The organism is Kosakonia sp. 1610, assembly GCF_050435845.1.
GTDB classification, from domain to species: domain Bacteria; phylum Pseudomonadota; class Gammaproteobacteria; order Enterobacterales; family Enterobacteriaceae; genus Kosakonia; species Kosakonia cowanii.
In genome coordinates this window covers 223,863-241,423 of sequence record NZ_JBNDKZ010000002.1, presented here as the reverse complement: position 1 = coordinate 241,423, position 17,561 = coordinate 223,863, and the positions used below count along the sequence as shown (strand labels likewise).

Annotated in this window: 13 protein-coding genes; 6 read left to right on the top strand and 7 right to left on the bottom strand. The window is 55.8% G+C overall.

Annotated elements, in window-relative coordinates:
* The first annotated feature begins 107 nt into the window (after positions 1-107).
* Positions 108-1,766 (top strand): ATP-dependent endonuclease, encoded by a 1,659-nt coding sequence (locus ABIC80_RS09085; RefSeq protein WP_312605386.1) that lies wholly within the window; start codon positions 108-110, stop codon positions 1,764-1,766.
* Here ABIC80_RS09085 and ABIC80_RS09080 read toward each other — a convergent pair.
* A complete protein-coding gene (locus tag ABIC80_RS09080) occupies positions 1,763-2,719 on the bottom strand; it encodes a VirK/YbjX family protein (RefSeq protein ID WP_429176709.1) in 957 nt (318 codons plus the stop codon). The genes ABIC80_RS09085 and ABIC80_RS09080 overlap by 4 nt on opposite strands.
* A gap of 159 nt (positions 2,720-2,878) precedes the next feature.
* Between ABIC80_RS09080 and macA the strand changes: the two genes are divergently transcribed.
* Together macA and macB are read left to right on the top strand one after the other, a co-directional pair.
* Positions 2,879-3,994, top strand: coding sequence for a macrolide transporter subunit MacA (gene macA, locus ABIC80_RS09075; protein WP_429176708.1), 1,116 nt, complete (start codon positions 2,879-2,881; stop codon positions 3,992-3,994).
* Positions 3,991-5,937, top strand: coding sequence for a macrolide ABC transporter ATP-binding protein/permease MacB (macB, locus tag ABIC80_RS09070; RefSeq protein ID WP_312478163.1), 1,947 nt, complete (start codon positions 3,991-3,993; stop codon positions 5,935-5,937). The genes macA and macB overlap by 4 nt, the downstream gene beginning before the upstream one ends.
* 63 nt (positions 5,938-6,000) lie before the next feature.
* Here the strand turns inward: macB and cspD are convergent, their stop codons facing one another.
* Positions 6,001-6,222 carry a cold shock-like protein CspD gene (gene cspD, locus ABIC80_RS09065; RefSeq protein WP_023481381.1) on the bottom strand — a complete coding sequence of 74 codons (222 nt, stop codon included), beginning with the start codon at positions 6,220-6,222 and terminating at the stop codon, positions 6,001-6,003.
* Between the two features lie 572 nt (positions 6,223-6,794).
* On the opposite strand from cspD, the gene ABIC80_RS09060 reads away from it, so the two are divergent.
* The 3 genes from ABIC80_RS09060 to clpA all read left to right on the top strand — a co-directional run bounded on the left by ABIC80_RS09060 (position 6,795) and on the right by clpA (position 10,924).
* On the top strand, positions 6,795-7,952 hold the full coding sequence (locus ABIC80_RS09060) for an esterase/lipase family protein (RefSeq protein WP_429176705.1): 1,158 nt from the start codon (positions 6,795-6,797) through the stop codon (positions 7,950-7,952).
* 331 nt (positions 7,953-8,283) lie between these two features.
* Positions 8,284-8,604, top strand: coding sequence for an ATP-dependent Clp protease adapter ClpS (clpS, locus tag ABIC80_RS09055; RefSeq protein WP_023481436.1), 321 nt, complete (start codon positions 8,284-8,286; stop codon positions 8,602-8,604).
* Positions 8,605-8,635: 31 nt separating this feature from the next.
* Positions 8,636-10,924 (top strand): ATP-dependent Clp protease ATP-binding subunit ClpA, encoded by a 2,289-nt coding sequence (clpA, locus tag ABIC80_RS09050; RefSeq protein WP_023481807.1) that lies wholly within the window; start codon positions 8,636-8,638, stop codon positions 10,922-10,924.
* A gap of 604 nt (positions 10,925-11,528) precedes the next feature.
* Here the strand turns inward: clpA and infA are convergent.
* The 5 genes from infA to trxB all read right to left on the bottom strand — a co-directional run bounded on the left by infA (position 11,529) and on the right by trxB (position 17,409).
* Positions 11,529-11,747, bottom strand: coding sequence for a translation initiation factor IF-1 (infA, locus tag ABIC80_RS09045; protein WP_001040187.1), 219 nt, complete (start codon positions 11,745-11,747; stop codon positions 11,529-11,531).
* Positions 11,748-12,036: 289 nt separating this feature from the next.
* A complete protein-coding gene (aat, locus tag ABIC80_RS09040) occupies positions 12,037-12,738 on the bottom strand; it encodes a leucyl/phenylalanyl-tRNA--protein transferase (protein WP_094420347.1) in 702 nt (233 codons plus the stop codon).
* Positions 12,739-12,840: 102 nt separating this feature from the next.
* Complete coding sequence (gene cydC / locus ABIC80_RS09035; RefSeq protein ID WP_429176703.1) at positions 12,841-14,562, bottom strand: heme ABC transporter ATP-binding protein/permease CydC; 1,722 nt, start codon at positions 14,560-14,562, stop codon at positions 12,841-12,843.
* On the bottom strand, positions 14,563-16,329 hold the full coding sequence (cydD, locus tag ABIC80_RS09030) for a heme ABC transporter permease/ATP-binding protein CydD (protein ID WP_429176700.1): 1,767 nt from the start codon (positions 16,327-16,329) through the stop codon (positions 14,563-14,565).
* A 114-nt stretch (positions 16,330-16,443) separates the two neighbouring features.
* Entirely contained in the window at positions 16,444-17,409 is a 966-nt protein-coding gene (gene trxB, locus ABIC80_RS09025) for a thioredoxin-disulfide reductase (RefSeq protein WP_054804022.1), read from the bottom strand.
* Positions 17,410-17,561 lie beyond the last annotated feature (152 nt).

Below are 17,561 nucleotides of genomic sequence, written 5' to 3'. Positions count from 1 at the left end.
GCTGCGAAAAGTGAGCGATTTTATGCAAATGCAGATTTCATTGGCGCTTCCCGCATGCCGTTATGCTGTTGGCGCAGGGAGAGGGCAACACACCAGGAGGATGAGAGATGATTCTGGAGCGAGTTGAGGTTGTTGGATTTCGGGGTATTAATCGCCTCTCATTGCAGCTTGAACAGAACAACGTGTTGATTGGTGAGAACGCATGGGGCAAATCAAGCCTGCTGGATGCGCTCACCCTGCTACTGTCGCCGCAAAACGATCTCTACCACTTTGTGCGCGATGACTTCTGGTTCCCGCCGGGGGACATCAACGGCCGCGAGCACCACCTGCACATTATTCTCACCTTTCGCGAATCGGAGCCGGGGCGGCACAAAACGCGGCGCTACCGACCGCTGGCGGAGTGCTGGGTGCCCAGTGACGATGGTTATCACCGCCTCTTTTATCGCCATGAAGGGGAGCTTTCTGCCGGGGGCGAAGTAAGGACGCTGCGCGGTTTCCTCGACACCAAAGGCGAATTGCTGCCGCTGCGTGACAGTGATGAGATGGCGCGCCACCTGATTCGCCTCTCGCCGGTGCTGCGCCTGCGCGATGCGCGTTTTATGCGCCGGCTGCGCAGCGGCGGCACGCCGGAAACACCGCTGCTGGAGAGCACCGCGCGCCAGCTCGATTTTCTCTCCCGCGAGCTGGTATCAAGACCGCAAAACCTGACCGATGCGCAGATCCGCCACGGCTTATCGGCGATGGTGCAACTGCTGGAGCACTACTTTGCCGAGCAGGGCAGCGGTACGTCGCTGCCGCGCTTGATGCGCCGCCGCTCCCATGATGAGCAGCGCAGCTGGCGCTATCTCGACACCATCAACCGCATGATTGATAAGCCCGGTGGGCGCATGTACCGGGTGATCTTGCTGGGCTTTTTTTCCACGCTATTGCAGGCCAAAGGCTCTGTGCGCCTCGACCGCGATGCGCGTCCGCTGTTGCTGGTGGAAGATCCCGAAACGCGGCTGCATCCGATTATGCTCTCCGTCGCCTGGCAGTTGTTAAACCTGCTGCCGTTGCAGCGTATTACCACCACTAACTCCGGCGAACTGCTGTCGCTGACGCCCGTCGAGCATGTCTGCCGTCTGGTGCGCGAATCGTCACGCGTCGCGGCCTGGCGCCTCGGGCCGGGTGGGCTGAGCGCAGAGGATGGGCGACGCATCGCGTTTCATATTCGCGTCAACCGTCCTTCGGCGCTCTTTGCCCGCTGCTGGCTACTGGTCGAGGGGGAGACGGAAACCTGGGTGATTAACGATCTTGCGCGCCAGTGTGGGCACCACTTTGATGCTGAAGGGATAAAGGTGATTGAGTTCGCGCAGTCCGGCCTGAAGCCACTGATCAAATTTGCCCGCCGGATGGGCATTGAGTGGCATGTGCTGGTGGATGGCGACGAAGCGGGGAAAAAATATGCCGCCACCGTGCGCGGCGTGCTTGATAACCATCCCGATCAGGTGCGGGTTCATTTAACCGAACTACCGGCGCGCGACATGGAGCATTTTATGTATCGCGAAGGGTTTGATGATGTCTATCACCGCGTGGCACAGCTGCCGGCGAACGTGCCGATGAACGCGCACCGGGTGATCACCAAAGCGATTCACCGCGCGTCAAAACCGGATCTGGCGATTGAGGTGGCGATGGAAGCGGGCAGGCGCGGCGTGGAGGCGATCCCGCCGCTGCTGCGTAAAATGTTCTCCCGCGTGCTGTGGCTGGCGCGCGGGAGAGCCGATTAACACTGGCAACGTGCGGCAGTCTGGCTTTGCAGGCTGTCGAGCAGCTCATAACGGCGGCGATACTCTGCGCGTTTTTTGCTGGCGATTTCCTCGATCGGTTTACGCGGCATCATCAGTGGCAGCACAAAGTCTCTCTGGCCATCGACAACGCCACCGAGCGATTCCCAGAAGCTGTTGTAGTCCGCGTGCAGCTGGCGCAGTTTTTTCTTGCGATAGCGCAGGCTCTGGTAGATGTGGGTTTCGTTGCTTACCGCACGGATCGTTTCTACTTCGAGGAACTGCGCCAGCATCATTGCCGCTTCGACCAGTAGCCGCTTCGGGAACAGCCCGTGACAGGCTTTGGTCGCGCCCTGGATCGCTTCGTGGGGCACATGGGATTTTGGCCCTTGCAGCCCGCCAATGTAGAGCGTGGTCAAGCCGTTAAAGGGGCAGATGGTGAAGGTGAGGCGCGCCAGCGGCGTCTCCAGCGCGTCATAGAAGGTGAGCGTCGCTTCGCCCTCTTTATCCAGCGCGGCGTCTGACCAGAGACGGATGGAGTAACTCTGCTCATCTTTTCCGGTCAGCCGGGCCAGCGTGCAGCCCGACGTCGTGAGATAGCTGTTCACCATCCCTTCGGGCAGCAGACGATGGAACGTGTCGTAATGCCAGCAAATCGCTTCGCTGGCCTGCTGACGCGTCAGGTTGACGGAGAGCCAGGGGCGGTGTAACCGGCACGGCAGACCCGGCTGCATATGCAGCTTGCGGGCGAGGTGCGGCTGGTCAACGAGACGTGACAAAAAGTGCGCGGTGGCAAAAGGCATCGCCAGCGAGCGCAGCAGGAATTTACGCCGGTGGGAGCCTTTCTCCCAGGCGGGTCCCGGCACAAGATCGCCGGTAAGCAGAGAAGCGAATAGCTGCCAGGCCGTTTTCGGGAGCGGCCGTTGAGGTTCAAAAACAGTAGCGATAACGGACATGGTGCAACTCACATTTCATTAAGAGATCTCAATTTCATCAGGTGCTGACTCAACGCCTCTTCAATGGATAAGGGAGAAAATGCGAAGATGAGGTTTCGTTGAGCCGCTGTTTAGTTAAAATTGCTCTCTCCATCGCATGTCCGATTATCTGGAAATTTTATGAAACTGAAGGGAAAACGCAGGACAGGGTTGTTTGTGCTGATCGTCATCATAGTGCTGGCGGCTTTCTGGCTCTGGAGCAAGTTAAATGCGCCGGTGGTGCAGTATCAGACGCTGATTGTTAAGCCGGGCGAGCTGCAACAAATGGTGCTGGCGACTGGCAAGCTCGACGCGCTTCGCAAAGTTGACGTCGGCGCGCAGGTCAACGGTGAGTTACAAAGCCTGACGGTCAACATCGGCGATAAGGTGAAGAAAGATCAGCTGCTGGGCATCATTGACCCGGCGCAGGCGGAAAACCAGATTAAAGAAGTGGAAGCGACGCTGATGGAGCTGCGTGCGCAGCGCCGCCAGGCGCAGGCCGAGCTGAAACTGGCGCAGGTGACTTACGGACGTCAGCAGCAGCTGGTGCAGAGCCACCTGGTGTCGCGCCAGGATCTTGACACCTCAGCAACCGATGTTGCCGTGAAGCAGGCGCAGATTGGCACCATCGATGCGCAGATTAAACGCAACCAGGCGACGCTCGATACGGCAAAAACCAATCTTGATTACACCCGCATCCTCGCGCCGATGGACGGGGAGGTGACGCAAATCACCACTCTGCAGGGGCAGACAGTGATTGCCATGCAGCAGGCGCCGAACATTCTGACGGTCGCCGACATGAGCGCCATGCTGGTGAAAGCGCAGGTCTCCGAAGCGGATGTCATTCATCTCAAACCGGGGCAAAAAGCGTGGTTCACCGTGCTGGGCGATCCGGGTACTCGCTATGAAGGGGTACTGAAAGATATTCTGCCGACGCCGGAGAAGGTCAACGACGCCATCTTCTACTACGCGCGTTTTGAAGTGCCCAACCCGCAGGGCGTGCTGCGTCTGGAGATGACCGCGCAGGTGCAGATCCAGCTTACCGGGCAGAAAAACGTGCTGACCATCCCACTGGCGGCGCTCGGCGAGCCAGTCGGCGATAACCGCTATAAGGTTAAAGTGCTGCGCAATGGCGAGACCCGCGAGCGGGAGGTGATCCTCGGCGCGCGTAACGATACCGATGTGGTGGTGGTCAAAGGGCTGGACGCGGGCGATGAAGTGGTAATCGGCGAGCGGAAAGAGGGCGCGGCGCAATGACCGCCCTGCTTGAACTGAAGGAGATTCGCCGCAGCTACCCCTCCGGCGACGGCATGGTCGAAGTGCTGAAAGGCATTACGCTCACCATAAACGCTGGCGAGATGGTGGCGATTGTGGGCGCTTCCGGCTCCGGTAAATCGACGCTGATGAACATTCTCGGCTGTCTCGATAAGCCGACCCGCGGCACCTATCGCGTGGCGGGAACGGATGTTTCGACCCTTAGCGGCGACGCACTGGCGCAGCTGCGCCGCGAGCACTTTGGTTTTATCTTTCAGCGCTACCATCTGCTCTCCCATCTGACCGCCGCACAGAATGTTGAAGTGCCAGCGGTCTATGCCGGGACGGAGCGCAAAGCGCGGCTGGCGCGCGCTAAAGAGTTGCTGACGCGCCTCGGGCTTGGCGATCGCAGCGAGTATCAACCTTCGCAACTCTCCGGCGGCCAGCAGCAGCGCGTCAGTATTGCCCGTGCGTTGATGAACGGCGGGCAGGTGATCCTCGCCGATGAGCCAACCGGCGCGCTGGATAGCCACTCCGGCGAAGAGGTGATGGCGATCCTCCATCAACTGCGCGATCGCGGCCACACGGTGATTATCGTCACCCACGATCCGCAGGTTGCCGCGCAGGCCGAGCGGATCATTGAGATCCGCGATGGTGAAATTATTGCTAATCCGCCGGCAAAAACTACCGCTGCCTCTGCGGCAAAACATGAAGGCGTTGTTACGTCCGTCGGCGGCTGGCGGCAGTTCACCAGCCGTTTCCAGGAGGCGCTGACCATGGCCTGGCGGGCGATGGCGGCCAACAAAATGCGCACTCTACTTACCATGCTTGGCATTATTATTGGCATCGCCTCGGTGGTGTCGATTGTGGTGGTGGGCGATGCGGCCAAGCAACTGGTGCTGGCAGATATCCGCTCCATTGGCACCAACACCATTGATGTCTACCCCGGTAAAGATTTTGGTGATGATGAGCCGCAAAACCAGCAGGCGCTGAAGTATGACGATCTGCTTGCCATTCAAAAGCAGCCGTGGGTGCGCTCAGCCACGCCATCGGTATCGCAAAACCTGCGTCTGCGTTACGGCAATATCGACGTGGCGGCCAGCGCGAACGGCGTCAGCGGGCAATATTTTAACGTTTACGGTATGACCTTTAGCGAAGGCACCGCGTTTAATGCCGAGCAGCAGGGCAGGCGCGCGCAGGTGGTGGTGCTCGACAGCAATACCCGGCGGCAGCTCTTCCCGGATAAAGCCAGCGTAGTGGGTGAAGTGATTCTGGTGGGTAATATGCCGGCGACGGTGATTGGTGTGGCGGAGGAGAAGCAGTCGATGTTCGGCAGCAGCAAGATCCTGCGCGTCTGGCTGCCTTACAGCACCATTGCCGGGCGGATTATGGGCCAGTCATGGCTCAACTCCATTACCGTGCGCGTAAATGAGGGCTACAGCAGTGAACAAGCCGAGCAGCAACTGACGCAGCTGCTTAATCTTCGCCACGGTAAAAAGGATTTCTTTGTCTGGAACATGGACGGGGTGCTGAAAACGGCAGAGAAAACCACTCGTACGCTGCAACTCTTTTTAACGCTGGTGGCGGTGATCTCGCTGCTGGTGGGCGGGATTGGCGTGATGAATATCATGCTGGTGTCGGTCACCGAGCGTACCCGGGAGATTGGCATCCGAATGGCAGTGGGCGCACGTGCGGGCGACGTGCTGTCACAGTTTCTGATTGAAGCAGTGTTTGTCTGCCTGGTGGGCGGTGCGCTGGGCGTGATGCTGTCGATGCTGATCGCTTTCACTCTGCAGCTCTTTCTGCCGGGCTGGGAGATTGGCTTTTCGCCGGTTGCGCTGTTAACGGCGTTTTTGTGCTCCACCTTTACCGGCGTGCTGTTTGGCTGGCTTCCTGCCCGCAATGCCGCCCGGCTCGATCCGGTGGATGCGCTGGCACGCGAGTAATAAAAATGCCAGCCCACCGGGCTGGCATTTAACTGCACTTTGTACACAACGAGGTCACAGGCGTCAGGCTATCGCTTCCAGTTCTACTGGCACGATAAGACTGGCATGATTGCCTTTAGGGCCCTGGTGTACATCAAACCGGACCGTCTGCCCGGCTTTTAACGTTCTGTAACCATCCATCTGGATGGTGGAGTAATGGGCGAAGATATCTTCACCACCGCCTTCCGGGCAGATGAAGCCAAACCCTTTGGCATTGTTGAACCACTTTACAGTACCCATTTCCATGCTTCGACATCCTTCGTAAAACTTATTTAAGTAAGATGGAATGAACCGGTGGCGGAGCGGCGGGTTGTTCAAAACCTCGCCAACTCACGACTCTACAATTTAGATAATTCGTATAATGCGTCAAGTATTTGGCAAGCATTCTGGGAGACAGCGCATCAATTTTTTGAAGCAGTTAACGCTATGGTAAAAAAATGTGATGCATGTCTCGAATATGGCTATTCCACAGCTATCTGTTGCACAATACAAACCTTAATTACCAGTGATTTAAAATGTAATTTAATAAGTTATTAATTCACGTGAATTATCCTAATTCAAATAAATTAATTACCCTTTCGCCTTAATACGACAATTCAAAAATTATCCGAGAGCATTCTTGTATATTAATCCACTTTAAGGGCTGAAAAGAAAAGCACCGTGAAAGGTACTATTAGCGTCGCAACGTTGGTGTAAATAAAAAGGATGAAGTTACATTGAAAACTTTAAAGAAATTATCTTTAGCGCTATTGGTATCAGCTTCGCTTATTAATTCCTCTTTCGTCGCGGCAGAGACAGTCGACGCGGCTCCACAAAACATGGCCCAAAAAGGAAACCACTATCCCCTTATTTTTGTTCATGGTGTTGTCGGCTGGGGCCCCGATGAAATGCTGGGTTTCAAATATTGGGGCGGGTTTGATGACACCATTGCCTATTTAAATAGCAATGGGGTGGAGTCTTACGCCGCCGTTGTTGGGCCGGTTTCCAGCAACTGGGATCGCGCGGTTGAGCTCTATTACTATATTAAAGGTGGCACCGTTGATTATGGCGCCGCCCATTCCCTGAAAGCGAACCATGCCCGCTACGGTAAAACCTACCCCGGCATCTATCCGCACTGGGATGAGCACCATAAGATCCACCTCGTTGGGCACAGTATGGGCGGGTTAACCAGCCGCCAGCTGGTGGATATGCTGCAGGACGGCAGCGAAGAGGAGCGCGCGTTCCATGAATCGCACCCCGGAACAGAGCTCTCTCCGCTTTTTGCAGGCGGGAAAGATTATGTTTTCAGCGTCTCTACCGTCGCAACGCCAAATAATGGCAGTTCGTTTGCACAAGATAAAAACCTGATCGTTGGCCTGATTGAAGATATGGTCCGCAAAGCGGCGACTATTGCCGGCGTGTCGTCGCTCTCTTCATTTGTTTATGATTTCAAACTCGACCAGTTTGGCCTGAGTCGCGACCCGGATGAGAGCCTGGCTGAATATATTCGCGATGTTTTTACCAGCAGCATCTGGGATTCGAAGGATATTGCCTCTTACGATCTCTCGGTAGTTGGCGTCAGTGCGAATAAGCAGTACCTGGAGACGAAGCCCAACGTCTATTATTTCTCACATACCGGTAAAACGACCGTTGGCGTGCCGTTTACCTCTTTCCAGATCCCCGGCGTCTATACCAATCCACTGCTGGTGCCGTCAGCAACCTATATGGGTAAAACCATTACCGATCCGCAAACATCGTTAATTAATGCCACCTGGACGACGAATGACGGGCTGGTGAATTCAGTCTCCAGCTATTACCCCTTTGGTGCCGATGCGAAACCCTATGATGGCCAGCCGAAAAAAGGGCAGTGGAGCTATTACCCGGTAATGTACGATTGGGATCATCTCGACTTTATGGGATTTGATGTTATCCCGCAGGCTTACGTTAATGCTTTCTATGCCGATGTTGCGAGGTCATTACTGGAGCTGGATAAATAGTCCTGAAATAAATAAAAAGACGAACCCTCAGCGGTTCGTTTTTTTATTTAGCATAATGTTTAAAATTTAAAAAAAAGAAAAATAAGATACATTGAAATCTTTTTACACAGGTGAAATGGCAAGGATCGCCAAAAAAACCTATAATCGAGCCATATAATGTGCACTAAGCAGGACATCTTCACATAACCATCCACTTAATGTTGTTATTCAAATGCAGGGCGATCCATTATAGTTGCCTGACATCTGATGCTGATTGAAAATGCATCTAAACTCATGTAATCGGCCGATTAGACGTGCGCCGGAACCTGTAACCTAAGATGAAGCGCTAACGATGGGTAAGAGCAATAGCTGGCTGGATTTTGAGCAATTGGCGGAAGATAAACTGCGCGACGCGCTCAAACCGCCATCGATGTACAAAGTGATGATAATGAACGATGACTACACGCCAATGGAATTTGTTATTGACGTGCTACAAAAGTTCTTTTCTTATGATGTTGAACGTGCAACGCAACTGATGCTAACGGTTCACTATCACGGTAAGGCTATCTGCGGTGTTTTCACCGCCGAGGTCGCGGAGACGAAAGTTGCCATGGTGAACAAGTATGCAAGGGAGAACGAGCATCCGTTGCTGTGTACGCTGGAAAAAGCCTGACGTCAGGCAATAAAACTTGGGGGAGGTGCCTATGCTCAATCAAGAACTGGAACTCAGTTTAAACATGGCTTTCGCCAGAGCGCGCGAGCACCGACATGAGTTTATGACCGTCGAGCACTTGTTACTGGCTCTGCTCAGTAACCCATCTGCCCGTGATGCGCTGGAAGCGTGTTCCGTGGATCTGGTGGCGCTGCGGCAGGAACTCGAGGCCTTCATCGAACAAACCACACCCGTCCTGCCGATGAGCGAAGAGGAGCGTGACACGCAGCCGACGCTCAGCTTCCAGCGCGTTCTGCAGCGCGCGGTGTTTCACGTTCAATCTTCCGGACGCAGCGAAGTCTCCGGTGCGAACGTGCTGGTTGCCATCTTCAGCGAGCAGGAGTCGCAGGCGGCTTACCTGCTGCGCAAACATGAAGTCAGCCGCCTTGACGTGGTGAACTTTATCTCTCACGGCACGCGCAAAGACGAGCCGGGTCCATCCTCTGACGCGGGCAGCAGCAGTAGCAGCCAGGCGAGCAGCGAAGAGCAAGCAGGCGGGGAGGAACGTATGGAAAACTTCACCACCAATCTTAATCAGCTTGCTCGCGTGGGCGGAATCGATCCGCTGATTGGACGTGGCAAAGAGCTTGAGCGCGCCGTCCAGGTGTTGTGCCGCCGCCGTAAAAACAACCCGCTGCTGGTGGGGGAATCGGGCGTTGGTAAAACCGCGATTGCCGAAGGGCTGGCCTGGCGAATTGTGCAGGGCGACGTGCCGGAAATTATGGCCGACTGCACCATCTACTCGCTGGATATCGGCTCACTGCTGGCGGGTACTAAATACCGCGGCGATTTCGAAAAACGCTTTAAGGCGCTGCTGAAACAGCTCGAGCAGGACAGCAACAGCATTCTGTTTATCGATGAGATCCACACCATCATCGGTGCAGGCGCTGCGTCCGGTGGGCAGGTTGACGCAGCGAACCTGATTAAGCCGCTGCTCTCCAGCGGTAAGATCCGCGTAATGGGCTCCACGACATATCAGGAGTTCAGCAACATCTTTGAAAAAGATCGCGCCCTTGCGCGCCGCTTCCAGAAAATTGATATCACTGAACCTTCCGTTGAGGAAACGGTGCAGATTATCAACGGCCTGAAGCCGAAATATGAAGCGCACCACGATGTGCGTTACACGGCGAAAGCGGTACGCGCCGCGGTTGAGCTGGCGGTGAAATACATTAACGACCGCCATCTGCCGGACAAAGCGATTGACGTGATTGATGAGGCTGGCGCGCGAGCACGGCTGATGCCGGTCAGCAAACGCAAGAAAACGGTTAACGTGGCGGATATTGAATCCGTGGTTGCCCGCATTGCGCGTATTCCTGAGAAGAGCGTCTCTCAGAGCGATCGCGATACGCTGAAAAGCCTCGGCGACCGTCTGAAAATGCTGGTGTTTGGTCAGGATAAAGCCATTGAGGCCTTAACCGAAGCGATCAAAATGAGCCGCGCAGGGCTGGGTCAGGACCATAAACCGGTCGGCTCCTTCCTGTTTGCTGGCCCGACCGGCGTCGGTAAAACCGAGGTGACGGTACAGCTGTCGAAAGCGCTGGGCATTGAGCTGCTGCGTTTTGATATGTCCGAGTATATGGAGCGCCACACCGTGAGCCGTTTGATCGGTGCGCCTCCGGGCTATGTCGGTTTCGATCAGGGTGGCCTGCTGACCGACGCGGTGATCAAACATCCGCATGCGGTTCTGCTGCTTGATGAGATCGAAAAAGCGCATCCTGATGTCTTTAACATCCTGCTGCAGGTGATGGATAACGGGACGCTGACCGATAACAACGGGCGCAAGGCCGATTTCCGCAACGTCGTGCTGGTGATGACCACCAACGCCGGCGTGCGTGAAACCGAGCGTAAATCCATCGGCCTTATCCACCAGGATAACAGCACCGATGCGATGGAGGAGATCAAAAAGATCTTTACGCCGGAGTTCCGCAACCGTCTGGACAACATCATCTGGTTCGATCATTTGTCTACCGAGGTGATTCACCAGGTGGTCGACAAATTTATTGTCGAACTTCAGGTGCAGCTGGATCAGAAGGGCGTCTCGCTGGAGGTCAGCCAGGAAGCGCGCGACTGGCTGGCAGAGAAAGGCTACGACCGTGCGATGGGTGCCCGACCAATGGCGCGTGTGATTCAGGACAACCTGAAAAAACCGCTCGCCAACGAACTGCTGTTCGGATCGCTGGTTGATGGCGGCCAGGTCACCGTCACGCTGAATAAAGAGAAGAATGAGCTGGAGTATGGTTTCCACAGTGCGCAGAAGCACAAACCGGAAGCCGCACATTAATCTCTGCATTAACCTCATCAAACCGGGCCCTGCGCCCGGTTTTTTTATGCCTGTCGATAAACGTGCGTGAAAAAGCGGCGCACCTTCTACTTTGTCAACGCAAGACCCTTCCCGTCACCGCATTAAAACCGTGAGATAAACTGTTTTACAGAGCTAACTGCGGTACTTTTTGCAAACATTCCTAATGTAAGTTATTGATATTAATAAAAATATTGCCGTGTAAGTCGTTTTTTTGTAGGTTGTTTTTATGCGCAATAGCGCTGAAGTGGGTTATTGCCATGAAACGGAATCAGAAGTTGGTCAAAAAGGAGGAGATACCATGAGGCATATTTTTATACCTGTAATACTCAGTTTTTTACTGCTTGCTCCGCTTGCCGGAAAAGCCGCTCCCTGTAACTTCTACAGCAAATGGTGGCCAATCTGTCGCGATCCGGCGTCAGGCCCGGATATCGGTACCGCTGAATGGAGAGCCTGTCGCGAGCGGGGCGGCTGCCACTATCCCTGATCGTTAAACCATCTTTTAAATAGCGGCTGGAGCAGAAACAGAAAAGGCCGGGATTACCCGGCCTTTAAATTAGGTGCGCAGTTGCGCTAACGGAAGATCTTAGCGGCTACGGAAGACAATGCGGCCTTTGCTCAGGTCGTACGGGGTCAGTTCCACAGTCACTTTATCGCCCGTCAGGATACGGATGTAGTTTTTACGCATCTTACCAGAGATATGCGCAGTGACCACGTGACCGTTTTCCAGTTCTACGCGGAACATCGTATTAGGTAACGTTTCAAGAACGGTACCCTGCATCTCAATATTGTCTTCTTTGGCCATCTAATCCTCGGGGGTATCACTACCATAATTTTTTGAATCGGCAAGATAATGCCGAAGTTCGTGTGTTAAGTAAAGATTTGTGCTGATAAAAGGCAGCAAAACAGCTTTTGCCGATTCCCCGCACGCCGCAGCCAGAGCGCCAGTAAAGCGCAACCGTAAAGGGGAGCGGTAGAAGTAAACGAAGGGCATCCCTGATACGAACGACTCCCGGATGGGGCGGGGCAACAGGCAAAAGCTGCTACGAGCGACCATTATAACACTCTGAATACAAATGTGCCGAAAACATTCTTCAACGAGCCGGAAAGAGCCGACGGGGCACCCAAAAGTGTGAAGGCAGCGGGGCCAGACGTAGTTCCGCGAGATATTGCAGATAGTCGCGGCGGGGGATCTCCACCGCGCCAAGGGAAGCGGTATGGCTGTTAAGCACCTGGCAATCAATCAGTTTACCGCCAAGTCTCGCGAACTCCTCGCTAAAGACCAGCAGGGCGGTTTTCGAGGCATTTACGCGTCGGCTGAACATCGACTCACCGCAGAAAAGCGAGCCCTGCGCGACGCCATACATCCCACCAATCAGCTCGTCGCCTTCCCACACTTCAATCGAGTGCGCATGACCCAGTTCATGCAAACGGTGGTAAGCCATGACGATATCGGGCGTAATCCACGTGCCTTCATCGCGATCGTCTGAACAGCCATCAATGACCTGGCCAAAAGCGTGGTTAAGCGTGACGCGATAAGGTGAGGTCTTATGAAAGCGCTTCATGCTGCGGCTGACGTGAAAATTTTCCGGCCATAATACGGCGCGCGGATCGGGCGACCACCAGAGGATAGGGTCACCCGGTGAAAACCACGGGAAAATCCCGCGCTGATAGGCCATCAGCAAACGCGCCGGACTTAAGTCGCCACCGAGCGCCAGCAGCCCGTTGGGTTCACGCAGCGCCGCTTCCGGCGAAGGGAATGCAATAGAGTGACGAGAAAGCTGAACCAGGCGCATGACTGCAACGCTCCACAATGCGACAAGTGACCTCTGTTAATATCGTCATCTTTCGCTCTCGCTTCAGTGTTGGCGACGCGAGAGCGAAAATGAGTCAAACCACTACAGACGCTGCTTAAACTGGTAGTACCGCCCCTGTTTCGCCATTAACGCTGCGTGATTACCTTGCTCAATTATTTGCGCGTTGTCCATTACAATTATCCGATCGTAATTTGCCAGCCCGCGCAGACGATGGGTGACCATTAACAGGGTTTTACCTCTCATCACTTCATCAAGGAGATCAAGGATTTGGCTCTCAGTGGAGGCATCAAGTCCTTCGGTCGGTTCATCCAGTAACACCAGCGGAGCATCATGCAGCAGCGCGCGCGCAATCGCCAGGCGACGCAGTTCACCGCCGGAGAGCTGACGCCCGCCTTCACCGAGCCAGGCGTTAAGGCCATTCTCATCCAGCAGCTTCTCCAGACCGACGCGTTCCAGCGTCGCGCTCAGCATCTCATCGCTTGCCTGCGGTGAAGCCAGCAGCAAGTTATCGCGCAGCGTGGCGCTAAACAGGTGGACGCGCTGCGGCACCATACTGATAAGCGAGCGCAGATCGGCCTCGGCATATGAGCGTAATGGGCGATCCTGTAAATGAATCTCGCCCTGCTGCGGATCCCAGGCGCGCGTCAGCAGTTGCAGCAGCGTCGATTTACCACAGCCCGTGCGGCCTAAAATGGCAACATGCTCGCCTGCGGCAATCGATACGTTGAGGCTATCCAGCGCCCGCTGCGGCTGTCCCGGATAGCTAAACGACACGTCGGTCAGCGCCACGCTAACTTGCCGGGGCACGGCGGTGCGCGTGGCAGGAAACGTGACTTCTGGCTGACAGTCAGTAAGCTGCGTCACCCGCGTGGCGGAGGCAATAACTTGCCCAAGGTGCTGGAAAGCGCCGGTAACCGGGGCGAGCGCTTCAAACGCCGCCAGCGCGCAGAAGACAAAGAGGGCGATCAGCGCGCCAGGCTCGGTATTACCGCCGACATCACCGGAGGCGAACCACAGCATAATAATTACCGCCGCGCCGCTAATCGTCAGCATTACTGCCTGCGACACGGCGCTCAGATCGGACTGACGGCGCTGCGCCTCGTGCCAGCTTAATTCGGTGTTTTCCAGCTGCTCGCGATAACGCTGGCTGGCACCAAAAATGGTGAGCTCTGCCTGACCCTGTAACCAGCTGGTCAATTGCTGGCGATACTGCCCGCGCAGTGCGGTGAGATTTTCCCCCGTCGCTTTGCCGGCGCGATAAAAGAGGGGCGGCAGAATAAGCAGCGTCGCCAGCATAATGCCGCTTAACATCAGAGCCAGCGAGAGATCGAGCATGCTTAGGCCGACCAGCACGACGATAATCACCACCAGCGCCCCCACCAGCGGCGAAATTACACGCAGGTAGAGGTGATCGAGCGTATCGACATCAGCAACCACGCGGTTAAGCACATCGCCCTGACGAAAACGCGCCAGCCCGGCCGGGGAGAGGGGTAACAGTTTACTAAAGGTAGTCACGCGCAGATGTTCCAGCACGCGGAACGTGGCATCGTGGCTGACCAGCCGCTCGAAATAGCGCCCGGCGGTACGGGTGATCGCCGCCCCGCGCACACCGGCGGCGGGCAGCATATAGTTGAAACTATATAGCCCGGCGACACCGACCACTGCCGAGGCGGAAAGGAACCAGCCTGAAAGCGTTAACAGCCCAATACTGGCCAGCAGCGTGACGACCGCCAGCACCACGCCCAGCGTCAGCATCCATTTATGGCGTTTATATAATGCGAGATAAGGCAGCAAGGCGCGCATTTAAATCTCCTCCTGACGATGTGCCAGCAGCGCGGCAAACACGCCCCCGGCGGCGGCAAGCTCGGCATAGCTGCCCTGTTCAACAATGCGTCCCTCCTGCATCACCCAAACGGCATCCCACTCTGCGAGGTTTTCCAACTGGTGGGTCACCATCAGCGTCGTTTGCTGGCGCGAAGCGCTGGTCAGCGCCTGCATCACGCGCTGCTCGCTGTGCGCATCAAGGCTGGCGGAGGGTTCATCCAGCAGAAGCAACTGGCATGAAGAGAGCAGGGCGCGGGCGACGGCGACACGCTGCGCCTGACCGACGGAGAGGCGAACGGCCTGATCGCCAGGCTGTGTCTCCAGTCCTTCCGGTAACAGGGGCAAAAATTCGCTTACCCACGCCTTATCCAGCGCAGCGTGTAAGGCCGCTTCGCTGGCATCCGGGCGTGATAACAGCACATTCTCGCGCAGCGTGGCGGCAGGTAACTGTGGGTTCTGGCCGACCCAGCTTATCGCGTTGCGCCAGCTGTCGGGATCGAGCGCGCTCAGTTCAATACCGTTAACGCGCAGCGACCCTTCATAAGGCAGGAACCCCAACAGCGCATTAATTAGCGAGCTTTTCCCCGATCCGCTGCGCCCGACCACCACAACCCGCTGTTGGGAGGAGAGGGTAAAGGTGAGCGGGCCGGCCAGCACCGCGCCTTCGGGCGATTTAACAATTAAATTCTCTGCCGTCAGGGTGACAGGTTCACCCGCGTTAAGCGTGATATCGCCGCGTTGCGGATGGGCGAGCGGCGCTTCCATAAAGGTTTTCAGGCTATCCGCTGCGCCTACTGCCTGCGCCTTCGCGTGGTAAAAGGTACCGAGATCGCGCAGCGGCTGGAAAAATTCCGGGGCCAGCACCAGCGCAAGAAAACCGGCAAACAGCGTCACGCCGGTACCGTAATGGCCGAAATTGAGTTCGCCCAGGTAGGAGAAGCCAAAGTAAACGGCGACCAGCGCAATGGAGAGCGACGCGAAAAATTCCAGCACCCCGGAGGAGAGAAACGCCAGACGCAGCACTTCCATGGTGCGGCTGCGAAAATCCTGCGACGCGCGGCGGATGCTTTCCGTTTCCGCTTCGCCACGGCCAAAAATACGCAGCGTCTCCATGCCGCGCAGGCGGTCAAGGAAGTGACCGCTCAGACGCGCCAGGGCTTTAAAGTTACGGCGGTTGGCATCGGCTGCGCCCATACCGACCATCGCCATAAACAGCGGGATCAGCGGTGCGGTGCCAAGCAGGATCAGCGCTGCCGCCCAGTTAATCGGGAAAAGGGTGATCACAATCAGCAGCGGTACGCTTGCCGCCAGCGCCATTTGCGGCAAATAGCGGGCGTAGAAGTCATGCATGTCGTCGATTTGCTCCAGGATCAGCGTCGCCCAACTGCCGGCGGGTTTGCCCTGAATCCAGGCCGGCCCCGCCTGTTGCAGGCGGTCCAGCACGCGGCGGCGTATCGCAAAGCGGATCTGGGCCCCCGCATGAAATCCTACCCGCTCGCGCAGCCAGACCACCCAACTGCGCAGAATAAAGACCAGCACCAGCAGCGCAAAGGGCAGCAGCAGTGCCTCGCGCGGAATGTGCTCGATAATCATATGGTTGAGAATGCTGGCGAGCAGCCACGCTTGCGCGACGATCAGGACGCCGCTTACCACGCCAAGCAGGCGGGAGAGCGTCAACCAACGACGAGAGATAATGCTTTGCTGTTTTAACCAGCGAGTGAGTTCTTGCTGACGGGTTTTATTCATTGCGCGCTTTGCAGGTGAAGTTATCGGATTTTTAGCCTGCGCAATGTTACAACGGTGCAAAAATAAAGGCGACTTAATGTCGCCTTATTTACCTTTGTTACTGACTTGTAAAGATTATTTCTGAACAGCCAGCCCATCGAGGTAGCGCTCAGCATCCAGCGCCGCCATACAGCCAGTGCCAGCGGAGGTGATCGCCTGACGATAGATGTGATCCATCACGTCACCTGCGGCAAACACGCCGGGAATGCTGGTTTGCGTCGCATTACCATGAATACCGGACTGCACCTTGATGTAGCCGTTTTCCAGCTCAAGCTGGCCGTCAAAGATCGCAGTGTTCGGGCTGTGGCCGATAGCGACAAACAGACCGGCAACGTCCAGCGACTCGATATTATCCGGGTTTTGCGTATCGCGCAGGCGCAGGCCGCTAACGCCCATCTGATCGCCCGTCACCTCTTCCAGCGTACGGTGCGTATGCAGCACGATATTGCCGCTCTCAACTTTATCCATCAGACGCTTGATCAGGATCTTCTCCGCGCGGAAGGTATCGCGGCGGTGGATCAGATGCACCTCTGAGGCGATATTCGCCAGGTAGAGCGCTTCTTCAACTGCGGTGTTGCCGCCGCCGATGACCGCGACTTTCTGGTTGCGGTAGAAGAAACCGTCACAGGTGGCGCAGGCAGAAACGCCGCGGCCTTTATAGGCTTCTTCAGAGGCTAGGCCTAAATAGCGCGCGGAGGCACCGGTGGCGATAATCAGCGCGTCGCAGGTGTACTCAGCGCTATCGCCAATCAGGCGGAACGGGCGGTTCTGTAAATCGACGCTGTTGATATGGTCAAAAATGATTTCAGTATCAAATTTGGTCGCATGTTCATGCATGCGCTCCATCAGACCCGGGCCGGTCAGATCGTGCGGGTCGCCCGGCCAGTTTTCCACTTCAGTGGTGGTGGTGAGCTGACCGCCTTTTTCCATACCGGTGATTAGCACCGGCTGCAGGTTTGCACGCGCAGCATAGACCGCTGCGGTATAACCGGCAGGGCCTGAACCAAGGATAAGCAGCTTACTGTGTTTGGCCGTCCCCATGAGATCCTCATTATTGTTTGGCAGACATTGGGCTGGATTGTAGGGAATTTGCGGGCGTAAAAAAAGGGCGTAGCGATTTTGTTAACGATGTGTGTGATAGAAAAGACCGATGGCGGGGCAATGATTTATGCCAAAAACATAACAACTTCTAC